This window comes from Vibrio sp. 1401, from assembly GCF_033340295.1.
Map to the genome: position 1 here is coordinate 1 of NZ_JAWOWF010000804.1, position 526 is coordinate 526.

Annotated in this window: 2 protein-coding genes; both read right to left on the bottom strand. The window is 43.3% G+C overall.

Features of this window, described 5'->3' with window-relative positions; all coding sequences use genetic code 11:
• The coding region (locus R7Z77_RS28265) for a TRIC cation channel family protein (RefSeq protein WP_318137426.1) at window positions 1-101 on the bottom strand (101 nt) is incomplete at its 3' end.
• Window positions 102-172: 71 nt separating this feature from the next.
• Window positions 173-526, bottom strand: a 354-nt coding sequence (locus tag R7Z77_RS28270; protein ID WP_318137425.1) for an ABC transporter substrate-binding protein, incomplete at its 5' end; no start/stop codon positions are given.

Consider the following 526-nt stretch of genomic DNA (forward strand, 5'->3'; position numbering starts at 1 on the left):
CCGAAGGGATCCATTTTTAATCGGCCAGCGAGGAAAACACCAGACACAGCGAAGATTGCTGTACCGAATAAATCGATCATATAAAGCAGCATGGAATCCATGTTACTTGGTACCTATAAAAAGTGTGAGAACAAAAATGGGCGGAAATTGTACGGCATTTCCAACGAAAACGTTAGCGTTTTCGTCTAACGCTTTCAAAGTGTTCACACACTTCAATGATCGCATTGAGTGTGCGTGGTGTTGGGCGATTTATCCAATCAGAATTGAGTGACCAAACATGATTGTTGCGCAGAGCTGGTAGTTCATTTTTCCATTGAGCCCACATACCATCATCACTCATAGCATGACGAGAGGTGAAGAGTACTTCAGGTTGACGTGTGATCACTTGCTCGATACTAACTTGAGGATAGGGTGCTGCTGTATTGGCAAATACATTTTCACCACCACAGAAGTTAACTACTTCGCTCGGCCAGTTTTTACCTGCCACAGTAATGATCGGCTTTTCGCTGAGTTGATAAAAATAGCG